Source organism: Pirellulales bacterium, assembly GCA_035546535.1.
Classification (GTDB): domain Bacteria; phylum Planctomycetota; class Planctomycetia; order Pirellulales; family JACPPG01; genus JACPPG01.
The window spans coordinates 25,779-46,025 of record DASZWQ010000204.1 but is presented as its reverse complement, the minus strand read 5'-3'; the positions used below and the strand labels follow the sequence as shown (position 1 = coordinate 46,025).

19 protein-coding genes and 1 tRNA gene are annotated in these 20,247 nt (G+C 60.5%); 8 read left to right on the top strand and 12 right to left on the bottom strand.

Annotated elements, in window-relative coordinates:
- The first annotated feature begins 337 nt into the window (after positions 1-337).
- The 3 genes from VHD36_23655 (at position 338) to VHD36_23645 (ending at position 1,951) form a co-directional block, all read left to right on the top strand.
- A tRNA-Asn gene (locus VHD36_23655) sits at positions 338-410 on the top strand.
- Between the two features lie 173 nt (positions 411-583).
- Positions 584-952: a metalloregulator ArsR/SmtB family transcription factor gene (locus VHD36_23650; protein HVU90346.1), complete on the top strand. Its 369-nt coding sequence runs from the start codon at positions 584-586 to the stop codon at positions 950-952.
- Between the two features lie 9 nt (positions 953-961).
- Complete coding sequence (locus tag VHD36_23645; GenBank protein HVU90345.1) at positions 962-1,951, top strand: SDR family NAD(P)-dependent oxidoreductase; 990 nt, start codon at positions 962-964, stop codon at positions 1,949-1,951.
- Here the strand turns inward: VHD36_23645 and VHD36_23640 are convergent.
- Complete coding sequence (locus VHD36_23640) at positions 1,879-2,514, bottom strand: hypothetical protein (GenBank protein ID HVU90344.1); 636 nt, start codon at positions 2,512-2,514, stop codon at positions 1,879-1,881. The two genes, VHD36_23645 and VHD36_23640, sit on opposite strands and share 73 nt — an antisense overlap.
- Positions 2,515-3,060: 546 nt before the next feature.
- On the opposite strand from VHD36_23640, the gene VHD36_23635 reads away from it, so the two are divergent.
- Positions 3,061-3,684 (top strand): hypothetical protein, encoded by a 624-nt coding sequence (locus tag VHD36_23635; GenBank protein HVU90343.1) that lies wholly within the window; start codon positions 3,061-3,063, stop codon positions 3,682-3,684.
- A 420-nt stretch (positions 3,685-4,104) separates the two neighbouring features.
- Entirely contained in the window at positions 4,105-5,661 is a 1,557-nt protein-coding gene (locus VHD36_23630; GenBank protein ID HVU90342.1) for a hypothetical protein, read from the top strand.
- A gap of 576 nt (positions 5,662-6,237) precedes the next feature.
- Here the strand turns inward: VHD36_23630 and VHD36_23625 are convergent.
- Entirely contained in the window at positions 6,238-7,296 is a 1,059-nt protein-coding gene (locus tag VHD36_23625; GenBank protein HVU90341.1) for an aldo/keto reductase, read from the bottom strand.
- Between the two features lie 544 nt (positions 7,297-7,840).
- Between VHD36_23625 and VHD36_23620 the strand changes: the two genes are divergently transcribed.
- Entirely contained in the window at positions 7,841-9,490 is a 1,650-nt protein-coding gene (locus VHD36_23620; GenBank protein ID HVU90340.1) for a hypothetical protein, read from the top strand.
- Positions 9,491-9,581: 91 nt separating this feature from the next.
- Here VHD36_23620 and VHD36_23615 read toward each other — a convergent pair whose 3' ends face one another.
- The 10 genes from VHD36_23615 to VHD36_23570 form a co-directional block, all read right to left on the bottom strand.
- Positions 9,582-10,592: a hydantoinase/oxoprolinase family protein gene (locus tag VHD36_23615; GenBank protein ID HVU90339.1), complete on the bottom strand. Its 1,011-nt coding sequence runs from the start codon at positions 10,590-10,592 to the stop codon at positions 9,582-9,584.
- Between the two features lie 40 nt (positions 10,593-10,632).
- Positions 10,633-11,676 carry an ATP-grasp domain-containing protein gene (locus VHD36_23610; GenBank protein ID HVU90338.1) on the bottom strand — a complete coding sequence of 348 codons (1,044 nt, stop codon included), beginning with the start codon at positions 11,674-11,676 and terminating at the stop codon, positions 10,633-10,635.
- 36 nt (positions 11,677-11,712) lie between these two features.
- Positions 11,713-12,030 carry a metal-sulfur cluster assembly factor gene (locus VHD36_23605; GenBank protein ID HVU90337.1) on the bottom strand — a complete coding sequence of 106 codons (318 nt, stop codon included), beginning with the start codon at positions 12,028-12,030 and terminating at the stop codon, positions 11,713-11,715.
- 35 nt (positions 12,031-12,065) lie between these two features.
- Entirely contained in the window at positions 12,066-12,512 is a 447-nt protein-coding gene (locus VHD36_23600; protein HVU90336.1) for a hypothetical protein, read from the bottom strand.
- Positions 12,513-12,583: 71 nt separating this feature from the next.
- Positions 12,584-12,898 carry a non-heme iron oxygenase ferredoxin subunit gene (locus tag VHD36_23595; GenBank protein ID HVU90335.1) on the bottom strand — a complete coding sequence of 105 codons (315 nt, stop codon included), beginning with the start codon at positions 12,896-12,898 and terminating at the stop codon, positions 12,584-12,586.
- A 117-nt stretch (positions 12,899-13,015) separates the two neighbouring features.
- Positions 13,016-14,326, bottom strand: coding sequence for a Fe-S cluster assembly protein SufD (gene sufD, locus VHD36_23590; protein ID HVU90334.1), 1,311 nt, complete (start codon positions 14,324-14,326; stop codon positions 13,016-13,018).
- Between the two features lie 144 nt (positions 14,327-14,470).
- Positions 14,471-15,886, bottom strand: a complete 1,416-nt coding sequence (gene sufB, locus VHD36_23585) for a Fe-S cluster assembly protein SufB (protein HVU90333.1) — start codon at positions 15,884-15,886, stop codon at positions 14,471-14,473.
- A 108-nt stretch (positions 15,887-15,994) separates the two neighbouring features.
- Positions 15,995-16,846 carry a Fe-S cluster assembly ATPase SufC gene (gene sufC / locus VHD36_23580; GenBank protein HVU90332.1) on the bottom strand — a complete coding sequence of 284 codons (852 nt, stop codon included), beginning with the start codon at positions 16,844-16,846 and terminating at the stop codon, positions 15,995-15,997.
- A 108-nt stretch (positions 16,847-16,954) separates the two neighbouring features.
- A complete protein-coding gene (locus tag VHD36_23575) occupies positions 16,955-17,560 on the bottom strand; it encodes an NADH-quinone oxidoreductase subunit B family protein (GenBank protein HVU90331.1) in 606 nt (201 codons plus the stop codon).
- 110 nt (positions 17,561-17,670) lie between these two features.
- Positions 17,671-18,369: a MarR family transcriptional regulator gene (locus VHD36_23570; GenBank protein ID HVU90330.1), complete on the bottom strand. Its 699-nt coding sequence runs from the start codon at positions 18,367-18,369 to the stop codon at positions 17,671-17,673.
- A gap of 222 nt (positions 18,370-18,591) precedes the next feature.
- On the opposite strand from VHD36_23570, the gene VHD36_23565 reads away from it, so the two are divergent.
- Both VHD36_23565 and VHD36_23560 read left to right on the top strand, forming a co-directional pair.
- Positions 18,592-19,020 (top strand): universal stress protein, encoded by a 429-nt coding sequence (locus VHD36_23565; GenBank protein ID HVU90329.1) that lies wholly within the window; start codon positions 18,592-18,594, stop codon positions 19,018-19,020.
- 30 nt (positions 19,021-19,050) lie between these two features.
- On the top strand, positions 19,051-20,247 hold the full coding sequence (locus tag VHD36_23560) for a TlpA disulfide reductase family protein (GenBank protein HVU90328.1): 1,197 nt from the start codon (positions 19,051-19,053) through the stop codon (positions 20,245-20,247).

Sequence of the window (20,247 nt, the reverse complement as noted above, 5' to 3'; positions counted from 1 at the left end):
AAACCAATTGCCCTGTTGGCGGCTGGCCCGCGCTACCGTGGGCAGGTCTTTCGGAGACAGAAGTGGACGGCGCGTGTTGGGCCGCCTGCGGACGCATGTTCCGATTGCCTCGACCTACTTCTAGTATTGCACCCCGCCGCGCGGCAGGTGTCAAGAGTTTTGCGGTTCGGGCCCAGGTCGCCTGGGCCGGGAATCGGTGGGGCTCGTTTCCGGCCTGTGAACGGATCGATTTTACCGCGATTCTGCGGGGTGTCCCTTCATTGGTTTAACCGGATGCGGTCGCGGGTCGGAATCTTGTCGCCCGGCGGTCGATCAAGTACCATTGCCAGTTCCACATTCCCCGATAGCTCAGTTGGTAGAGCGAGCGGCTGTTAACCGCTAAGTCCTAGGTTCGAGTCCTAGTCGGGGAGCTTTTTGGTAATCCCGTGGCCGTTCCAGAACACGCGCCCGTGGCCAGGTGCTGTGGCTGTCGGGCGTTTGCCATTTCTTTTGGCCGGCGAGGCGGCTCGCACGGTCCCCGGCCCGTCGATTACGAGTTTTTTCGGCCCTTTATATAGACACATATCTATATAGATGATAAACTATGTTAATGCAAAAGCTCGACCAGGCATTCGCCGCTCTTGCCGACCCGACCCGACGCGCGATCGTCGTGCATCTGGCGCAGGGTGAGGCGAGTGTCATGGAGTTGGTCGGTCTCTTCGATCTCGCGCAGCCCACGATTTCGTCGCACCTGAGGGTGCTGGAGTCGGCGGGGCTGATCTCGCGGCGCAAAGTGGCCCAATCGCGGCTGTGCAAGCTCGAGGCGGACCGCTTGAAGACGGTCACGGCGTGGCTTGCGCAGGTGCAAGAGGTTTGCGAGCGCAATTACAAGCGGCTCGACGAATTGCTCGCCGAATTGAAAGAGGCACAGAAAGGAAAGCGGCAGCAATTCTCCCGTCGGTGTTTCTTCTGAATTCTGGCCATGAAGCGCATCTTGATCACCGGCGGGGCGGGTTTTATCGGCAGCCACCTGGCCGACGCTCTGCTGGCTCGCGGCGACACCGTGACGGTCGTCGATGATCAGTCGACCGGGAATCTGGCCAACCTGGCCCAGGCGCAACGGTCCGATCGCTTTCGCTTTGTGCCCGGTTCAGTGGCCGATCGTGATCTGGTGCGACGGCTCATCGCGGATGTCGACGTGGTCTATCACCTGGCGGCGGCGGTCGGAGTTCAGCTCATCGCCCGCGACCCGGTGCGCACGATCGAAACGAACATCTATCCGACCGAACTAATTCTGGCCGAGCTCAAGTTGCGCCACGACCGCGGTGAGTCGGTAAAGCTGTTCCTGGCCAGCACGAGCGAAGTTTACGGCAAGAACCCGCGGCCGCGCTGGACCGAGGAAGACGACCTGGTCTTCGGCCCCACGACCAGGGCTCGCTGGTCGTATGGTGTCTCGAAGGCGGTCGACGAGTTCCTGGCCCTGGCGTACGCCCGCGAGCATGGGTTGCCGCTGGTGATCGCGCGGTTCTTCAACGTCGTGGGCCCGCGTCAAAGCGGGGCCTACGGCATGGTGCTGCCGCGATTGGTCGATGCGGCCCTACGCGGTGGCCCGCTGGTGGTCCACGACGACGGGCAGCAGGTGCGCTGCTTTGCGCATGTGGCCGACGTGGTTGGTGCCGTGATGGCGTTGATGGAAACGCCCGCGGCGCTGGGTCGCGTGTTCAACGTCGGCAGCGATCAGCCGGTGAAGATTCTCGATCTCGCGCGGCGCGTGGCGGCGGCCGTCGATCCGGAACTGCCGATTCACTTTCAGAGTTACGCCGAGGCTTATTCGCCCGATTTCGAAGACGTGCGCAGCCGCGTGCCAGACCTGACACGCCTGCGGGAAACGATCGACTTTCACCTGCGCCACGATCTGGATGCGATCATTCGCGACGTGATCGCGTCGAAGAAGCGATTGAACGCGGAGTGATGAGTGGGACGAGAATGCAGAAGGAAAAATGATGAATGATGCGTCGAAAAAGCGATGAGCGCGGAGTGATGAGTGATGAACGGGAAGAGAATCTGGCCGCGGCGTCGGACGGCCGCGTGACGCGACAAGCATTTTGCATTGCCTCCGCGCTGAGAGGCGTCAGCCTCCCTTGCATTCAGCCCCTGCGGGGCTTTTGGCTGAACGGCCGCTTCGGCGCTCTTGTTCATCATTTTGGATGTGACCGAAGCTGGTGGTGAAGTGTTCACACTAGCCCGAAGCGCCAGCGAGGGACGCGGGACGAGAATGCAGAAGGAAAAATGATGAATAGGCTGGCGCCCGCTTCGGCGCTCTTCGCTCTTGTTCATGATTCTGCGTTCTTCATTTTGCATTTGGCGGCGATGGCCGCGCCGCCATGCGCGCGGACGCACACCACCAAAAAACGCTTGGGGCACTGCCGCCGTGGCGCGGGTTGATAATCCGGCCGCAAGTTCTTTGAATTGGTTAGAGGCCTTTGCCGACTGCCAACTTGTGTCTTTCGACATTTGAAGTTCGACATTCGACATTCATGCCCGCTCGTCTCTGTGTGCCCTGTGCCCTCGGCGGCAAATTCTCGCGACTGCACACCACACAACGCGCAGGCTCGGTGTAGCGTGTGACCAGAAAGGCAGCAGGAACTCTTCTCAGGGATCCTTTTGCTGCAGGAAACGCGTCTCGCTCAAGGCAAGCTAGTTCAAACCAGCTACTTCAGGCCTGAGTGTCGCAACGGAGTCACTGGCCTTCATCGCGTTTGGAAAATGGCGCTACTGCTAGGAAGAACATGGCTATTGGATCAATCGAGATCGCTATCGCCTGTTGTTAGCTTGGTGCTCAAGCGTGTCTATGTACCGGCTGTTATCCACTAGTAACAGCGGATGCACTCACATACGAATTTAACTTGCACGGTTATCGGCCAACATTACAATCCGCGCTGCTCATATTCACGTTCTCGCGCGCCTCGGGGGAAGCGGCGAGAATGTTCAACGGGGATGGGTATGGCAAGGGCAGCGAATCGACCCAGGCAGCTGTCTCGTTCTCGCAAAGAGAAGAGGCCGCAGTTCTGCCTGCCGAACTTGCTCATCGAAGCCTGGCAATACGCCGAGGCCCTGGGTAGCGATCCGTGGGAATTCGCCGTTGAATTGCCGGCGCTTCTTTCCGCGGGCGCGACGATCAATCAACTGCGCGCGATTGCCTGCGGCGGCCTTGTCAATTATCGCCGTGAAGTAACGCAGAATTCGGCGGAAAGCCGGCAGTTCGAGGCCCTCAACAACCTGGCCTTTCCTCCGGGAACCTGTTTCGTGCTGCGCGTGCCGCCTTCGGAATCCCTCGCCGGATCTCCGCGGGCGATGCCTCGCTTCGGCTGGGCGGAGATGGCGCGATCGGATGCGCAGCCGGCGTTGAAGGTCGCACAACGGCCGCGTTGGGATCCAGCTTCGAGAACGCTCTATGTCGGCGCCCGAATCGTCAAACGGTACCGCGTTCCGGCAGTTCTGCAGGAGCGAATCTTGAACGCGTTTCAAGAAGAAGGCTGGCCGACCCATGTCTACGATCCACTGTCACCCAACGGCGACAAGAGTACGAAACGCCGCTTGCACGACACGATCAAAGCGCTCAATCGGCATCATCGTTGTCGGCTCATTCGGTTCATCGGCAACGGCAACGGCGAGGCGGTCGGCTGGGCGTTCGTCGGGAAATAACGCCCTCGATGATTCGTCGCGGCCGGACGGCAAGAGCGCCGCAGTGCGCCTCTTGCTGCCTGGTCTGGCGCCGGGCGGGACGGAACCCCACATCGTCCCCAAAGCAACCCCAAAGTGAGACGTATCCGCGCCTCGGTTCTTCAGGTCAAGTGGGGAACGAAGTTGTCAGATCGTCGGCTCGCTTGTTGATGACGTGCATCGAGACGCTTTGATGATCATCTCGACCGTACTTCCCGACTTGAAGCAGTTGTGGGACGAGACTCTCGGCGACCCACGTGTTTGCATCGCCGTGCTGGATGGTCCTGTCGACACAGCGCATCCTTGCCGGATTGTACCCTCACCTTTAGAAGTTCCACTTTCATTGTTTGCGCGGGCACGCAAGCCGCGCGCTCTCCTACCCTATTGAGCGAGGTCGAACATATGGCTGATAATTATCAAGTGATTGGCAATCTCTACAATGAGATGGAGAACCAGCTGTTTCTCGGAGATCGCTTGTCACAAGGAGAATTTGCGTGCTTTCAAAGCCCCGGTCAGTTCGTAAGCACGAACCTTAAGGAGGTGTCAGGAACAGACGACATGTGGATTCAGTTCGACCTTGTCGATCCACTTTTGGATTCAACATTTCAGCGAACTGAATTGCCAGGCTCAATATCTGAGAAATTCAAGGAAATCTTGCACTTCTCTGCGTTACCAACTAAAAGCGCAACTGCAGCTGAGGAGCGAGAAATTGCGCAAATCAGGAGTTGGCTTCGAAGTCATCAAGCCGCATACGATCAATATGCGGACGACTACGATGATGCCGATCGTGCGTACCAACAGGAAGCGAATTCGCCAACACCTAATGCGGCGGCTCTTGCAATCCTAAGCAGGCGACGTACGAGGGCGTTAACGAACTGGAGCAACTTTGGGTATAAACGTGACTATGAGAATAGGCAAGCCACGCTAAACCAGATATTAAAAGGATATCCACAGACGTTCTGGATGGACATACAGAATGCGTTTGGACTACCGCAAAACGCTCCGCGCGGTGATTACTATTCGACGTACTTCTATCCGCCGTCCAAGGACTGGGGTGATCCGGCGACCTCCTGGGCCTCATTCTCTAGGACCATCGATGACAGCAGCAGCCACGTCAAGTCGCGGTCAACATCTTGGTCGGCAGGAGGAGGAATAGGTTTCGGCTTGTGGAGTTTTGGTGCATCAGCAGGGGGATCTACGCAGTACAACCACCGAGATAGCGACACGTCGCATATTGACATTAGTTTTGAGTTTTTACGAGTGAGGATTCAACGTCCATGGTTCACACCCGACGTGTTTAGTTACAGGTGGTGGACTTGGACCAAAACCCACGGCCCCGCGACGCTCTCCGATGGTGGTAATGTGAGCGCCTCGCCCCCTGTTCGTCCATTAGGGCAGATGCCCTTCGTGCCAACGCATTTTATTCTGGCACGTAAGGTTAAGGTTATTGCTAACTTTTCACATAACGATCAAACGTTTGTCGCGAGCCAGTGTCAAGCAGGGGCTTCAGTCGGATGGGGACCTTTTAGCATTTCCGGATCGTATTCCGAATCAAATTCCGATTTGAAGGTCAATGGCCATTGGGACGGATCAAGTTTTGCGATCGATCAGCCGCAAATTATCGCATATACCGGATTCTTATTGCCCACTTCGCCGAATCCATTGCCAAAGTCGGTACTGCCGTGGGGCGACGACGCGTGGCTCCCTGGCGGCGGTTACTCATCCGACGATGAGCAGATGGAATCGGCGCGACTCGAATACTTAGCATCCCTACGTGCGGAGTGGACGAGGCTTCAAATGATCCGAGGCGAGGAGGAGGAGCAAACGACGGATGATGCCTTACGGGATCAGCGTATTAGCCAAGCATACAAGAAATCACTCACTCGGGACCTTGAGCAACTCGCGCACCACCACTCGCGTGAGGAGCACATCCGGCGGGGCGAAGAAACGGTAGCATAGTGGTGATACCGCAACCATGGCAGTCTTTTCGCATCGGATGTGGTCACTGTCTTGTGAACAGCCGAGATCAAATAGGCGTTTCCGAAGTACGGAAACTCAATGTGCGGCGTTCGTCCTCTAGTAGAAGCTCTTGCGGATTCCATCGCGTGAGACTCTGCTGAGGACGTAGCGCCGCCCACGCAGCGCGTCATACGTCCGGCCGTGAACCACCCTGACGAATTGATAACGACCTGGGATGTGCTTACGGGTGCGAATCCGACGCCCAACGATCCGCAGCGGTTCCTGTATCCGCTCACCTGCATGCAAAACTGTTCGATCTTCAGTAGTTTCTCATTTGTGCAGTGCGCGCTTGCCTGCGGCTGGTAGGTGAAAGCGTCGGCAGAGGGCAGCAGGCAGCAAAAAAAGGAAAGAGATGCACCACGGAGACACAGGAGACACGGAGAAGAAAATGATGAGTGCAGAAATGATGAATTGGCAACGCTAACCGCGCCGGCGCAGCAACATCAGCGTCGTTTCTCCTCCTGGCTTCGTTTTGAATTCCTTGGGTCGCGGCACGCCGACGTTAAAAAAACTCGCTCACGTCACCTTCATCTTCTGCACGGTTTCCGAGCCGTAGGCTTTGGCCGAAAACTCGGCCAAGAGCGTGCGATCTTCGTTCGTATAGGTGAGATTGCCGGTCAGCGTCGCCAGGTTCTGATCGATATCCGCAGGCATCGACACGCCGATATTCAGCATCGAGATGCGCGGATCTTGCAGGACCCAGCGGATGGCCGCGGCCGGCAAGCGCGCAAGCACGGCCGGGTCGGAATCAGCCACGAGGTTTTTCGAATTGTGGCTGAAGATGTTCGCGCCCATGACTTTCATGGCCACGATCGCCATGCCCAGGTCGGCCGCCTTGGCCAGGCATTGGTCGCGATATTCGACTTTCGTGTTCGAGAGGATTGTGTCCATGCCGCGGCGAAAGTAGCCATAGGCCAGCAGGACCTGGTCGAATCCACCGGTGCCGATCATTTTTAGCACGTCCTCGAAGGCGACGTGCGTCGTCAGCCCGATGAAGCGCAGCATCTTTTCGTCGCGCAGCTTGACCAACTCGGCATGAATCTTCATCGCGCCGTCGAAGCCGACGCGTTCGATCGCCGGGCTGTGGATCTGCACGCAATCGACGTAATCGGTGCCGAGTTGTTCCAGCGATGTCTCGACGCATTTGCGCACCTGGCCGGGATCGGTCAGGTGGCATTTCGTGGCCAGGTAAACGTTCTCGCGCACGCCTTTCAAACCGCGCCCCATGATCGATTCGCTTTCGCCGTAGACGCGGGCGGTGTCGAAATAGCGGATGCCGCTATCGTAGGCGTGCCGCACCATGGCGACGCGCTGGTCGATCGACAGAAGCTCAATACCGTAGGAGGCGGCAAAGAGCTTGACCATGGCCGAGCCCCCCATGCCCAGGATCGGCAGCGTGTGTCCCGTCTTGCCGAACTTGCGCGTGGGCAGTTTGCCGGTCGAGAGCTCGATCGATTTTTCGGCCGGCGCCGTGGCGCCGGCGATGCGTTGGCCGAGGGCGGTAGTGCCTGCGGCGGCCAACAAGCCTGACTTCAAGAAATCGCGCCGCTGGTGGCCGTTTTGCGTGTCGCGCATCGTCGAAACCCTTTGCGATTTGTTTATTGCACCGGCCGTCGTACGCCCGGTCGGCGACGGTAGGAAGATTCGCCCGCCAGCAATCGAAAAGACCCTCCGATCATAGGAGTTTGACCGACAGCTTGCCACTTTTGGGAGATTTTGCGTTTTCGCACCTTTTCGGCAGTCGCAGTCGTAGGGGTGCCCTAGCAGCCTGTTGAAGAACTCAACGGGCTGCGACATCGCAGGGATGCGATGGCAAAATATCGACGTATGTCGTTATTTTGCGAGTCGTGCGAAGCTTTGCTTCGCACTTGGCGAGGTTGAAAAAAGCCACGAGGGCTTTTTTCAACAGGCTGCTAGGGGAACCATCTTCTCGCCACGAAACGCGTGGTGCCCACAGGGCACCCTACCAGAGGGCAGCATTTTCGCGCGGCCTATGCCGTTCATACTCTTGCGAAGCCCGAGGCCGGCGGCTAGTTATGAGCTTGCACACCTTGCTGTCCTGCCCGACTCGCCTTGCCCTGACGCCACGCGTGACCGCCCCTTTGAAGGAGTTTGCTTGATGAATGCTTTGTTGTGCTGCGCCGCGCTCTTGGCGGTCCACGATGATACCTACAAGGCTTGGACCGCTGAGCCCGTTAACACGACAAATCTGCCCGCGAGCATCGGCGAACGATTGTCGAGCAAGCAACTCGCCGACCTCGAGCAAGGCAAGCCGATCCCGCCGTTTGGAGATGTCACGACCGGAGTGCGGGCTGCGGATGGCAGCCTGTGGGTCGGATCGCAGCATGGCCTGATGCTGCTATCGGCAAATGCTGCGCGGTGGCGGGTCTTTCATTCGCGCCGCTGGCTGCCGGCCGACGACGTGCGCGAACTGAGTGTCGTCAAGCCGAATGAAGTTGTCGTCATTACCTCGGGTGGGACCGTGCGCATCAAGCAGCAGGACATGACGCTCGACCGCAAGATGGCCGAGATCGACGACAACATACAGAAGCACCATTTGCGCTTCGGACTCGTGGGCGACGTCTATTTGAAGGAGCCCGGCAACCTGGCGGCCGGCTACCGGCAGCACACCAACGATAACGATGGGCTATGGACCAGCCTGTACGTCGCGGCCGAGGCTTTCCGCTACGGGGCTACCGGCGATCCGGCGGCCAAGCGAAACGCGCGGGCCGCACTCGAGGCGCTCATGTTCCTGGAACGTATCACCGGCATTCCAGGCTTTGTCGCCCGCAGCGTCCTCGTGATCGACGACGACTCGTGGAAGCACGGCGGCGAATGGCACAAGTCGGCCGATGGCAAGTGGTGGTGGAAGGGGGATACTTCGAGCGACGAAGTCGACGGCCATTATTTCGCCTATTCGATCTACCACGACATCGCGGCCACGGACGAGGAAAAGAAGGAGATCGCCGCCTACGTCGCGCGGATCACGGATCATATTATCGATCACGGCTTCTATTACGTCGGGCCGTCAGGCGAACCGACCACCTGGGGCGTGTGGGCGCCCGAGAAGCTGAATCATGATCTGAAGCGGCTCGGCGATCGCGGGCTGAACTCGCTGGAAATCCTGTCGCATTTGAAAGTGGCCGACCACATCACGGGCAATCCGCGCTATGCGGCGGCGGCCAAGGAGCTGATCGAGAAGCACGCTTACGCGACCAACACCGTGCTGCAAAAGCACACCTGGCCGGTGGAAATGACCAATCACAGCGACGACGAGCTGGCGTTCACGGCCTACTACCCGCTAGTGATCTACGAGCGCGATCCGGAGCTGCGCACGAAATACATGGCCAGCTTGCGGCGCACCTGGATGGTGGAACGGCCGGAACACAGCCCGTTTTTCAATTTCATTTACGCAGCGGGCTTGCAAGCCAACCAGTGGACCGATCCACTCAAACGCCCCGACGCCGGCCTCGTGCCACCAGAGGAATACGATCGCGACGAGTGCATCGAGTGGTTCCGTGAAGTGCCGCAGGACACGACGATGTGGGGCGTGAAGAACAGCCACCGCCGCGACGTGGCCGTGACGATCACGAATCGGTTCAAGCGCGTGCGCGGCGATCGCGTGCTTCCCATCGCCGAGCGCCATGTGATGAAATGGAATGGCGATCCGTACCAGCTCGATCACGGCGGCGACGGTCGAGCCCGTGACGACGGCACGTTCATTCTTTTGCCGTACTGGATGGGCGAGTACCGCCGGCTATTGGATTAGCGGACGCTCCACACGGCGATCCTTACGTCTGTAGCCGGGGTCTGCGACCCCGAGGTGTTTGCAGTAGGGTGCCCTGTGAACACCGTGCACCCTACGATCGCGATTCTCGCGCGAGTACGGCCAGGGCGTGGGCCGGCGCACAGCGCGAGACGATTGGCCCGAGCTTTGCGCTGAGCGAAATGGTTTCGACGGCCAGTCGCAGTTGATTAATCACGCGGTACGCGAGAAACTCTCCTTCGCCAGCCAGCACGATCGTGACTGGTCGGACAGGCAGCCGCGCTACCACGCGCGCCACGGCCGCTGAAATCTGCTCGACTTGCGCCTCGCGAATAGCTTCGGCCGCAACCAGCGCATCATCGGCGCTGAACATGTGGCGATCGGCACAAATCGTCCTGGCCAGTCGGTCACGAGCGGCAGCGCGCGTGGCGGGACGACCGTCGGCGGTGTCGGTTGCCGCCGGGTCTTCGGCCAGCTCGCCGAGCAGCAAGTACGCATCGCGCGTCGTCGCAAACAATTCATGCGCCGTCGGGCATGATCGACCTTGCCAAGGCAGGTTGCGGGCAACGGCGCATACGGGGCTGCGCACCACGCCCGTGTAGACCAGTTCGCCGGACGCCAGCCGCGCGGGATCGGTTCGCCCCTCGGCTGCCACGCGACCGTCGACAAGCGGGATGATATCGCAGGTCGTGCTGCCGATGTCGATGAGTAATCCTGCCGGTGAACTCACGTAGCGCGCCACGAAGCAAGCCAGGGCGTACCAGTTCGACGCGGCGGCTTCGAGCGGGCGTGCCATCGCGGCCGCGGGCGCGACGAAGGAACCGTCCGTCAAATAGATGCGCAAGTCGTGATCGGCGGTCGCTTCCTCGAGCGCAGTGATGATCGCCCGCACACCGTCGGCTTTTGTCTCGAAACAATCGGCCAATTCGCCGGTCATCGTGGCGACAAATCGCTCCGCGGGCGGCGCTGCGCGAATCAGTTCTGAAAGCGCAGCCGGCAGCCGTTCCGGCATTTTCCACAGCGGAAAGGGAACGCTCGCGGCGTGGCCGGCGCCGTCGGCGATCTTCAGATTCGCTCCGCCGACATCAAGCGCGAGGATGGGCATCTTTGCGGCACACAGCAAGGCGACTAACAGACGGAATCCATCAATGGCGAGCGGCGGCCGTGGGACGGGTGACGACGCCGTCGGCGGTGAATTCCCACCGGTCGTTCGTCCATGTTAATGTGGGCCGCTCGCCGCCGGCCACGGCCAGCATCGCTCCAGCGAGATTATCACGCGTCGCGGCCCGCATGCCCACGTACGAGGTCGTCAAGCGGGGATTGATTTCGATCACGACATCGTCACTGCCGTCTGGCCGATCGCCCAGCACCATGTCGATGCCGATGTAGCCGCGGGGCGCCGGTAGCGCCGCGGCCGTTCTGCCGGCCAATTGTGCAGCGCGTTGCGACAGTGCCTCGTCGAGCGGCAGTGATCCCCCTTGGTATTGGAACGTGCCATCGGTCGCGAGTTTCTGCTCGCAAGGCTGCAACGGGACGTGCCCTGCCGGCCCGCACAGTACAGCGACGCTGGCAGCCACGCCCGATCGAAATTCTTCGATGCGCCAGCGGGCGGGATCGGCCGGCCACTCCACGGCTGGCAGCGGCCCGTCGAGCAACCGCAGACCTTGCGAGCCAGCGCCGTCGCGCGGCTTGAGTACGAGCGGAAAAGCGAGCTCGCGCGGCCAGGTTCCGGGCGCAGGTAAAACCGCGCCGCGCGGGACAGGCACGCCGGCCTCTCCCAATTGTTCCGTGGTCGCGTGCTTATCGGCCGCCAGGCGAACCAGTTCCGGCCCCGGGCCTAGTAAATTGCCGCCACATTGCATCACGCGCTCGACACAGCGCAGCAAAATACCATCGCACTCCGGCGCGATCACGATCGTCGCGTCGGCCATTGCCGCCTCGGCAGCGAAAGCCTCGTCCCGCTCGGCCACCGTGCGGACGAGCCGCGTTTCGACGCGGTCGAGGACGGGCAGCCTCACGCAGGGGTCGCGCAGAACAACGACCTCGGCGCCGGGAACCCGAGCGAAATCCGCGGCCAGCGCCGTCACCATCGTCGCCCCCTCGCGCGCAAGCGACGCCCTGCCGGGCAAGGAATCATCTCCGGCCAGCAAGCCACCGCCGGTGAGGTACTCGAAGACGAAGATGCGCACGCTATGTTTTGCTGCTATTGTGCGGGCAGATGTGCGCTAAAAGATCCCCAACTGATCGCGGGCCTCTTCGGTCATGCGGTCAGGCGTCCAGGGGGGAATCATCACCAGCTTTACCTCGACCTCGCCCACACCCTCGATCCGGCCCAGCGTGTCTTTCGATTGCTGGATCAATTGCGGGCCGGCCGGGCAGGCGGGGCTGGTCATCGTCATCTCGATCGACACCTTCTGCTTGCCGTCCTCAAGGTCGGCGACCGTCACCAGGTAGACCAGCCCCAGGTCGACGATGTTGACGAACAACTCGGGGTCAATGACTTGCTTGAGCGCCTCGCGGACACTTTCTTCGTTCACCGGCATAAGGCACCTGTGGGAAAATGTCGAATGTCGAGATTCTAAATGTCGAAGTCCGGAAGCGGCCGATTGCCGTTCTCGTCAATGATAGAAATTTCAGGCACGGAAACCTCGTCGGCGGACCATGCGTAAATGGTCGCCGTATCGTCCGTGGGCCACTTTAAGGGCCATGTTATCGATAACTTTACCGTCTTTTTCGTGGTCATGTTCTCGGCAAGATAAGCCCATTTCTCCCTACCATCGCGGACCTGCTCAAGAAGCCGAAAATTCGAGAAATGGAAATTGCGACGTCCGTGCAATAGGGCCAAAAACTGCCAAAAGGTCATCAGCCGTTCAAATACCAGGTAATCTCCCAGTGCCTCGAGATCCGACCCACGTGAACCAGGAGCGCGATCGCCATACATGAATCGTGCAATGGCATTATCCAGAATGTCGGCGGCGACCAGTTTGCTTTCGAGGACTGCCTTCCTAAAAACATCAAGATCCATGGCTCTCTTCGAGAAAACCTCGGTGCCTGCGATACGCCCTTATGGCGGCATGTCCTCTCCAATTCTAGCAATTACTCCTCGCGGAGCCGCACCAGGATGTCGTCTCCCTCGATTTTCACCTCGTGGGCCACCGTCGGCCGAGTGGCCGGCATGGTCAGGGCGCGGCCGTCGCGGATGTCGAATTTCGCGCCGTGTCGCGGGCAGGCGATGCAAAAACCTTCCAGCGCTCCCTCGCCCAGCGGCCCGCCGTCGTGCGTGCAGACGTCGTCCAGGGCGTAAAACTGCCCGGCCACGTGGAATACCACGACCAGTCGATCTTCGACCTCGACAATCTGCTTGCCGGGATCAGGGATGTCAGAAACCTTGGCGACGCGGACGAAGTCCATAGTTCGGCAAACGTATTGGCGGTTGTGGGCGAGATGCCAAGCAAATGATGCAAAATGATGAACGATGAGAATGCGTCTGCTTCTTCATTCTGCATTCATCATTCTGACTTCTGCATTTCAGTCGTATTCCCTGATGCGCCGGCCGATGGCTTCGCCCAGGGCGTTGCGGACGCTTTCGATCGTGATGCGGTCGAACACTTGCTGGAAGAAGCCGGCCACGATCATGCGGATGGCTTCTTTGCGCGTCAGGCCGCGGCTGCGGGCGTAAAAAACCTGCTCGTCGTCGACCCGGCCGGCCGTCGATCCGTGCGTGCAGCGAACGTCATCGGCCTCGATCTCGAGCCCCGGGATCGAATCAGCCCGGGCGTGCTCCGAAAGCATCAGGTTATCGTTGCGCTGATAGCCGTCGGTCTTCTGCGCGCCTTGATCGACCTTGATCATGCCGCGCCATACGACGCGCGAGCGATCTTGGAGGGCCCCTTTGTACAAAAGATCGCTGCGGCAATGATCGGCCCGATGGTGTTGCAACGTGTTGTACGTAAGCTGCTGCTTCCCTTCGGTAAACATGACGCCGTTGACTTGTGCCTCGGCCCCGGGGCCGACGAGCGCCACGTGCTGATTGACCTGGGCCAGCCGGCCGCCCAGCGCGCCGATGGTCCATTGCAACCGACCATCGCGATCGACCAGCGCCTGTTGATGGGCAAAATGCCAGACGCCGCTCCCCCAATTCTGCAAGTTGACGTAGCGCAAGCGGGCGCCGCGGCCGACAAAGATTTCGATCGCACCGCAATGCAGGCCAGGGTCGCCCTCACCGCCTGCTGTTTCCGATAGGAGCGTTGCCTCCGCCCCCTCTTCGAGAATGACGAGGGTCTTGCCGAGATCGACGCCGCCGCCCGCCAGCCCGTTCAAGATGTGCAGGGGTTTTGCGACCGCCACACCGCGCGGAACGTACAGCACTGTTCCGCCCGACCAGGCCGCCGCGTGCAACGACGCGAATTTGTCCTTCGAGGGATCGATGGTTTTTTTCTCGAAATAGGGACGCAGCAGATCCGCGTGCTCGACGAGCAGCCGGTCGAGGCTGCCGAAGATGATTCCTTGTTTGGCAAGCGACGGATCAAACTCCCCGGTCACGTGCCGGCTGTTGAGCGTCGCGGCATGTCCGGCCAGGTCGACGCCGTGACTCAACAGCGCCACCGGCGCCACCGCGCCGGCCGGCAGCTCGCCAGGCAGCGAAAATCGGTCGAGGTGGAAGACACGCAGGTCGGTGCGCATCCACTCTTCGTCGCTGCGCGACGGCATGCCGAGACGCTGAAACTCGCTCCACGCCGTGCGACGTGCGTCGGCCAGCCAGCTCGGCTCGTCGCGTGGGGCGAGAAAGGCGTCAAAAGCGTCTTGCGTGAAACCGGTCGGCGTCGCGGTGGATGGCATGAAAACTTGCGTTTGATTGAGTACGGGCGGCAACTTGTGGTGTAAACGAAGACCGCCGGGCGAGCCCGGCGGCTAAATAGACGTTCGCGGCAGTGGTGTTTGTCGTTGATCGAGGCGGCGTTCGCGGCGCCGATCTCGCGGTGATTAGCCGACGGTCCCCTCCATTTGCAGCTCGATCAGCCGATTCATTTCCACGGCGTACTCCATCGGCAGCTCTTTCACCAAGGGTTCGATAAAGCCGCTGACGATCATCGTGCTGGCTTCGGCCTCGGACAGGCCGCGGCTGGTGAGGTAGAACAGTTGTTCCTCGCCAATTTTCGAAACACTGGCCTCGTGGCCGATCGACACGTCCTGCTCGTCGACCTCGATGTAAGGATACGTGTCGCTGCGGCTGTGTGAATCGAGAATCAGGGCGTCGCAGACGACGTTCGACTTCGCCTTGCGAGCGCCCGGCTCGACCTTTACCAGCCCGCGATAACTGGAACGACCGCCGTTTTTCGAAATGCTCTTCGAAATAATGCGGCTCGAAGTATGCGGCGCGGCATGCACGACCTTGGCCCCGGCGTCCTGATGCTGGCCGTTGGAGGCAAAGGCGATCGACAGAATCTCGCCACGGGCACCCGGCTCGAGCATGTACACGGCCGGATATTTCATCGTCAGGCGGCTGCCGAGATTGCCGTCGATCCATTCCATCGTGGCATCTTCGTACGCCACGGCTCGCTTCGTGACCAGGTTGTAAATGTTGTTGGCCCAGTTCTGGATCGTCGTATAGCGACAGCGGGCGTGCTTCTTGACGATGATCTCGACCACGGCCGAGTGCAGGCTCTCGGTCGTGTACATGGGGGCCGTGCAACCTTCGACGTAGTGAATCTGCGCCCCTTCGTCGACGATGATCAACGTCCGCTCGAACTGGCCCATGCTCTCGGCGTTGATGCGGAAATAGGCCTGCAGCGGGAACTCGATTTTCACGCCCTTGGGGACGTAAATGAACGAGCCGCCGGACCAGACTGCCGAGTTGAGCGCGGCGAACTTGTTATCGGTGGGCGGAATAATTGTGCTGAAATACTCCCGCACCAGGTCCGGATGCTCGCGCACGGCGGAATCGGTGTCGGTGAAGATCACGCCCTGCTGGGCCAGGTCTTCGCGCAGCGAGCCGTACACGACTTCGCTTTCGTACTGCGCTTTGACGCCCGCCAGGAATTTCTTCTCCGCCTCGGGGATGCCCAGCTTGTCGAAGGTGCGCTTGATGTCGTCGGGCACTTCGTCCCAACTGCGTCCCTGCTGATCCGAGGGCTTGATGTAGTAGAAGATGTCCTGGAAATCGATGTCGATATTGCCGCCCCAGTGCGGCATCGGCTTCGAGTTGAAAATCTCCAGGCTGCGCAGCCGGAATTCGCGCATCCACTCCGGCTCGTTCTTCATGTCCGAGATCTGGTGCACGATCTCGGCGTCGAGCCCTTTGCGGCTTTTGAAGACGTACTTCTCGGCGTTGCGGAAATCGTATTTGTTGATCTCGCCGAGACCGAGCCCGTCGGTGTTTGACTTAAGGTCGGTGGCCATGATCGTTTTGGTCCTGGAAAAGTTTGGGCTACAGGCTTCGCGATTCTTTTATCTGTGCGATCTGCGAAATCTGTGGATGTATTCTGTGCTTCGTAATTCGCAAAACGCTCAGCCGGCGACGGCCGTGGTTTTCTCTTGCTTCATGGCGGCTTCGTCGGCGGCCGCGTCGGGGTACTGTCCGCGGATGCGATCGTAGCCCGACTGGTGCAGCTCGTCGGCCAGCTCGGCTCCGCCGGTTTCCACGATCCGGCCGCCGAGCATCACATGCGTGAAGTCAGGGCGGTTGTGTTCCAGCAACTTGTCGTGGTGCGTGATGATCAGGATGCCCATGTCGGCGCCGCCGATCTCGGCAATGCTCTGGCTGGCCAGGCGGACCGCGTCGACGTCCAAGCCGCTATCGGTTTCGTCGAGGATGGCGAACTTCGGCCGCAGCATGGCCATCTGCAGAATCTCGGCCCGCTTCATTTCGCCGCCTGAAAAGCCGTCGTTGACGTAGCGGCGGGCGAACTCGGGGTCCATCCGCAACTGCTCCATCTTCGCCTTCAGCTCCTTGCGGAAGTCGCGCATCGGCAGCAGCTCTTCCCCCTCCTTGCGATCGGGACGGCGAACGTTGGTCGTCGCGTGACGCAGGAAGTCGGCCATCTTCACGCCGGGAATCGACATCGGGCGTTGGAAAGCGAGAAAAATACCGTGCCGCGCTCGCTCGTTGGGTTCCAGCTCGAGCACATTGACCAACGGACCGTCGGCCGTTTCCAGTTCGATCGTCCCCTGCGTCACTTCGTAACCGGGGTGCCCCATGATGGCGTACCCCAGCGTGCTCTTCCCCGAGCCATTGGGTCCCATCAGGGCGTGCGTCTCGCCGCGGCGGATGGTGAGATTCACACCGCGCAGAATCTCGCGCTCGCCGACCGAGACGTGCAGGTCCTTGATTCGAAGCGTTTCGCGAGGCTGGCTATTCACGTTGATCATGCTCTTTGAAACTTAGCTGACGTAAGACTCGAAAACTGCCCCTCACCCTGCCCTCTCCCAGGGGGAGAGGGTTTTCATGCGCTGTCACGCATAACGTCATTAACCGGTAATTTTCTGGTGATCGAAGACGGGCTCGCGCTCGACGACGTCGACATAGCCCGAGTGGTGCGGCAACGGCAACTCGTCGTCGACCTTGACGCCGGCCGGCGCCTGGGCCTTGCGAGCAATGTGGTGCCCCTTGATCTTGTCCTGAATGCGCATCAAGCCTTCGAGCAACGCTTCGGGACGCGGCGGGCAGCCCGGCACGTACACGTCGACCGGCACAACCAGGTCCACGCCCTTAACGACGTGGTAGCCATACTTGAAGTAGGGGCCACCGCCGACGGTGCAGGCGCCCATCGCGATCACGAACTTCGGATCGGGCATCAGGTTGTAGAGCCGGCGGACGCGGCTGGCCATTTTGTAGGTCACCGTTCCGGCCACAATCATTAGGTCGGCCTGACGCGGCGTAGCACGGAAGGCACCCGCACCAAAACGGTCCATGTCGAAGCGGCTGGCTCCGGCGGCCATCATTTCGATCGCGCAACAGGCCAGACCGAACGTCATCGGCCAGATGCTCGACTGGCGGGCCCAGTTGATGGCCTGTTCGACCGTGGTGATGGCAAAGTTCTCTTCAAACCGCCCTTCGATCCAAGGCTCACTCATGATTCGTCTTTCCGTCGTTTCGAGGTGCCAAGCTGGCTGCCCAATTCCCGGGAAATTGGGCGTGTCAAAGCCCCTCACTATATCCGACGACCCGTGGGTCTTAAACCGGGTCAATTGGTTTCAAATTGGCAACAACTGTGTCCGTCCAAGCGGCATTGCGATAGGCGTACCGGCTCTTCGAGCAGCTTGGCAAACAGCATTTTTTCCACGGCACAAATGCCCCGATCCTTCTCGGCCAACTCGGGGTAGGGGCACTCGGCCACGGTCAAAAGCGGCAGCGACGGACCGCCCGCTTCCTTCGCGGCTCCGCCGTCACGCGAGTTGGCGTCCGCCCGGTGATCAGGTTCCACATCCAGCGGCACGCGCCGTTCGCCAAACAGGGCCCGCAGCGATTCCATCCGGGCAGCAAGCGTAGAGCCGTGAACACGGTCGCGGTACATGGCCGCCATGGCCGAGGCGATCCGTTCAAGCAACCCGCGACGGACCTCCTGGTCCTTCACATGGCGGATTTCGTCCCACAGGACGATCGCCAGATCAGGGAAATTGTTCCCGGCCTGCCGCCGCGCCTTCTCGGTGAGCGAATACCGGTGGCTGGGGCGACCGCGTGGAACGCAGCCTCCGTCACTCGTTGGCAGCTCGCGCTCGACAAGGCCGAGGCTCATCAGCCGTGTCAGGCGTTGCCGCACGGCGGTCGCCGTAACGCGGGTAGCCCGTGCCACTTGCGTGACGCTCATGGCGCCGTGACGACGCATCAGGTCCAGGACCTGACCATCACTCGTGGCGGAACTGAGCGCTGATGAAGTTTCCATGAGGGGCACCAATCGCAATGCCTGCGGTGACGTATCTATGACCATAATAGGCATTTGGACATTTTAAGCAACCGAATATGTCGAAAATGGCCCCTGCCGTGTTACTGCTGCCATAAATCGTTGACTCGAAGCCACTTCAGGCGTTACAACCGCGCCTGCAGGACGAAATCGAGCGGCGGCTCGCCTGCAGACAATTCACCCCACGACAAGGAGCGCACAATCGTGCCCTGGCTACCCAAGAAATGCGTCATCGTGCCGATCGACTTTTCGGACGAGGCCTTCGGGGCCTTGGACACGGCGCTCGACATGGTCGATTCGACGTCGGCCCTGCACGCGCTGTACGTCCTGCCAGTGCTTGACCCGGCCGAGCCGGGGGTCATCTGGACGACGATCGATAACTCGGTGCGCGAGCGGCACGCTCTGGACGCCATGCGCGAAAAGCTCGCGGATAAGAAATATGCCGGCGTGCAGATGAAGGTAGTCTTCGGCGATCCGGGCACCGAAATCGCCGCCTTCGCCAAGGATGAACGAGCCGACTTGATCGTCCTTCCGTCGCACGGCCGCACCGGGCTGCGGCATTTGCTGATCGGCTCGGTGGCCGAGAAAGTGATTCGCCTCGCGCACTGCCCGGTGCTGGTGTTGCGCTGGTAAAGAGATCTCGAATTGCACAAGGAGGTGCCTGTGAATCGCATTATCGCAATCGCGGCATTGGTTGCCGGACCGATCGCCGCATTCTGCCTTGCCGACGAGCAACAAAAAGCCGCACCGGCGTCGCTCGCTGTCGAAGTTGTCGACGCTGCCGGTCAGCCCGTCGCCGGAGCTGACGTCGGTTTTGGCGCGACGATGTTCCTGCGGAAGGCCGACGCGACCGCGGACGAAGCCCTGAAGTGGACGATGCGCGGAATAAGCGCGCGGTCGAACAGCGCCGGCCTGGCAAGCGTGCCCTTGGCCGAGGGGGACCGGTGGCGCGTCGAAGGGTTTTGCTTGACCGGTCGGCAGGCCGCACGACGACTGGCCGGCGTCGCGATCATAGGCCCGGAGCAGCTCGGCAAACCGCTGCGGCTAACGCTCGTCGAGGAGCGAACCATCGAAGGCACCGTAACCTGCCCCGAATTGGCCGAACGCCACATGACACCATCGGGCGGCCTCCGAGTTGACGTGAAGAATGCCGGCAAGATCGTTCTCAGCTACCATTCCGGCTGGCCGAAAGTCCGCTTCGCGCTGCCGCCAGGCGATTACGAGCTCGAGGTCGACGGCCAGACCGACACGCACGCCGTGAAGCAAGCGCTCCACGTCGAAGCGACTCAAGGCGCGCTCGACCTCGGCACAATCAAGTTGCCCGCCTCGAACATGGCGCTTCTCGTCGGGCAAACGGCGCCCGAGATTCCCGGCGTGATCGCCTGGAAGAACGGTTCGCCGGGCACGCTCGAGGAATTGCGCGGCAAGGTGGTGCTCTTGGATTTCTGGGGCTATTGGTGCGGCGCGTGCATCAGCACGATGCCCAAGCTGTTCGCGCTGCACGACAAGTATCGCGACCGCGGGCTGGTGATCATCGGCATTCATTCCGACGTTCGCACCCACGACCAGCCGCCGGTGAACACGCCTGCCGAGATGGACGCTTTGGTTGCGGAATTTCGTCAGGACCTGTGGCGCGGCCGCGATATTCCTTATTCCGTCGCGCTGGTCCCAGCCGAGATGCTAAAGCACCGCGGCGGCATGATCGAGAATCGCGCGCTCAGCCAGGCGTCCGAAGTTTACGGCGTTTGGAGCTATCCGACGTATGTGCTGATTGACCGCCAGGGCAAAGTGGCCGGACAGCTGCGCATGCACGACGAAGAGGGGACGAAGCTTCTCGAAAAGCTGCTGGCAGAGAAGTAA